At 63.9% G+C, this 3,031-nt stretch carries 2 protein-coding genes; both read left to right on the forward strand.

From position 1 onward, the window contains the following. Positions 1-1,193, forward strand: a 1,193-nt coding sequence (locus AC1D1X_RS19530; protein WP_477698939.1) for a type IV pili methyl-accepting chemotaxis transducer N-terminal domain-containing protein, incomplete at its 5' end; no start/stop codon positions are given. Between the two features lie 69 nt (positions 1,194-1,262). Next, positions 1,263-3,011 carry a bifunctional protein-serine/threonine kinase/phosphatase gene (locus AC1D1X_RS19535; protein ID WP_477671578.1) on the forward strand — a complete coding sequence of 583 codons (1,749 nt, stop codon included), beginning with the start codon at positions 1,263-1,265 and terminating at the stop codon, positions 3,009-3,011. Positions 3,012-3,031: the final 20 nt, after the last annotated feature.

The following is a 3,031-nucleotide window of genomic DNA, read 5'->3' on the forward strand; positions in this document are numbered from 1 at the left end:
GGCCTGTGGATGAGCGCAGCAAACTGGTGCAGGAAGTGCTTCGGCAAGCACCCGATGTGGTGATTTGCCATGACCCGCTTCCGGGTGATGAGCTTTTCAAGGTGCTGCAGCTGGTGGCTGACACGGCGCCGTGTCCCGTCATTGTTTTCACCAGCGACACAGACGCGGGAAAGATCACGCGGGCCACCGAGGTGGGGGTTCATGCCTATGTGGTCAACGGTTATGGTGCGCAGCGCCTGCGGCCCCTCATTCACCTCGCCAAGGCGCGTTTTACCCGCGAGCAGGCCCTGCGTGCCCAGGTGCAGGAGGCCGCCAGCCGGCTTGAAGAGCGCAAGGCGGTGGACCGGGCCAAAGGTATTTTGATGCGGGCCCGGCAGATGTCGGACGACGACGCTTTCCACATTTTGCGGACAGCCTCCATGCATACCAACCAGCGGCTGGGGCAGGTGTCGGAGCACATCATCCATTCGGCGCGCTTCGCCGAGGATGTCAACCGTTCCGGCCAGTTGCGCATGTTGTCGCAGCGGCTGGTCAAGCTTGCCCTGCTGCAGCTTGCGGGGGTGCAGGCCGCCCGGGCCAAAGAGCTGCTGAAAGAGTCGGTGCTGCGCATCGACGCCAACCTGGTTTCGCTGGGGAAAAGCCTTTCGCAGCCCACATTTGGAGACCTGCTCGGGCAGGTGTCCATTACCTGGGGGCGGCTCAAGATTGCCTTGCAGGACACGCCCGCCGCTGGCAGCATGGCTCACCTGGATGAACTGGCAGACCTGCTTTTGCAGGATGCCGAGCGCATGACCAGCAGCCTGGAGAGCGCCGGCGCAATGCCTCCCTTGCAGATGCTGAACCTGGCTGGCCGGCAGCGCATGCTGAGCCAGCGTTTTGCCAAATATGCCCTGCTCAGGGCCACGGGTGGCAAGGCAACGCTGGCCCGCAGCGAGGCCGGCATGGCCGAGTCCCAGGCGGCATTCGAGCAGGCCTTGCAATACCTGAACGACATTCCGCTGACCAGCAAGGACATCCGCCTGTCGCTGGACCGGGCGGCCATCAGCTGGCAGCACATGCGCGAGGGCGCGCTTGCCATGGACAAAGATCCCCGGCGCCTGGAGGGTCTGGCGACGGCCAGCGAAGACCTCCTCGACGTCTTTGAGCAGCTGTCGGCCCAGTACGAACACAGCATGCAAATGCTGGTGGGCTAGGGCCTGCACGCCAGTCGTGTATTGTTGCGATGCACCAAATTCGGGCATTAAACTTGCTTATCTTGGTGCATGGCATTTGATCTGGACATTGGCTTCGCTTCATTGGCGGGCCGCAAGAACACCAACGAAGACTTTTGCGCTGCGATGCTGCCCGAGGCGGGGCAGGAGGGTATGGGTTCCATCGTGGCGATTGCCGATGGCGTGAGCACAGGCGGCATGGGCCGTGAGGCGGCGCAGACCACCGTGACCAGCCTGGTCCGTGACTACTACGGCACGCCCGAAACGTGGGACACCACCGTGGCCCTGGACCGCATCATCGGGGCGCAAAACGCCTGGCTGGCGGGTATCAACCAGCGCCGCAGTCCGGCCATGGGCCTGACCACCCTCACGGCGCTGGTACTGCGCGGGCAGTCGTACACGCTGGCGCATGTCGGCGATTCGCGGGCCTATCTGCTGCGCGGCGGCAAAACCCAGCAGCTCACRCACGACCATGCAGTCAATCACCCGGACTTTCGGCACCAGTTGCTGCGTTCGGTGGGGGCCGAGGACCATGTGGTGGTGGACTACATGCAGGGTGACCTGCAGGTCGGCGATGTTTTTGTGCTGCTGACGGACGGCGTGCACGGCGTGGTGCGTGACGTGCGGCTGCAGGGTTTTGCCGATCTTGAGGCGTCTGCCGACGCCCAGCTTGCAAGTCAGAACCTGGTCGAGGCGGCCCTGGCGGCCGGCAGCAACGACAACGTGACGGCCGTAGTGGTGCGGGTGCGCGGCTTGCTCGACGCAACACTGCAGGACGTCAACCGCATTGCGCAGACCTTGCCCATTCCGCCCCGCCTGAAGGTGGGCGATGTGATGGACGGCCTGAGTGTAACGGCGCCGGTGGCCGACAACGGCATCAATGTGCTGTATCAGGTGCGCGATCCCGCTACACGGGTGCTGTATGCCCTCAAGACGCTGCACCCGTCGAGGTCGCATGATGAAGAAGAGCGTGCCATGCTGGCCCACGAGGCCTGGCTGGCCCTGCGCATGCAGTCGGGCAGGGCTGCAGGGCATCTGGTCAACCTCCATGAACGCCTGCCGAACGGTCAGGAGCGCAGCGCGTTTTACCTGCTGTATGACTGGCACAGCGGCGAGACACTTCAGCAGCAGCTTGACCGCCGCCACAAGTTCAGCGTGGAGCAGGTGCTGGGCGTGGCCACCCAGGCCGCGCGGGCGCTGGGCCGATTGCACCGCCAGTGCGTGATCCATCGCGACATCAAGCCCGCCAATCTCCATCAGGGCGAAGATGGCGTGCTACGGCTGCTGGATCTCGGCGTGGCATTGAGCGGGCGCGAGCCCGAAGCGATGCGAAAGCTGCACGCCGGCACGCCCAGTTTTATCAATCCCGAGCAATGGGGCTTCAGCGCAAGCAGCACAGATGGGCCGGAGGAGCTGCCCGATGCGCAAAGCGATTTGTTCGCGCTGGGTGTGACGCTGTACCAGTTGCTGACCGCGCGCCTGCCGTATGGAGAGGTGCTGCCCTACCAGGCTGGGCGGTATTACCGCGACCCTGTTGCGCCCAGCCGCATCAATCCCGAAGTGCCCATCTGGCTGGACCACATCGTGCTCAAGGCCGTGGCGCGCGACAAGCGCCGGCGCTTCGAAACCGCCGAAGAATTGTTGCTGGCGCTGGAGCGGGGCGCCTCGCGGCCGCTGACAGCACCGCAGGCCACGCCTTTGATCCAGCGGGATCCTGTGATGTTGTGGAAGCTGCTGCTGGGCGTGAGTGTGCTGGTCAACGTGTTGTTGATTTACTGGTTGCTGTTTTTGCCGAGGTAGGGTGGGTGAGTATTGAATTG

Source organism: Polaromonas sp. P1_G4 (genome assembly GCF_056405475.1).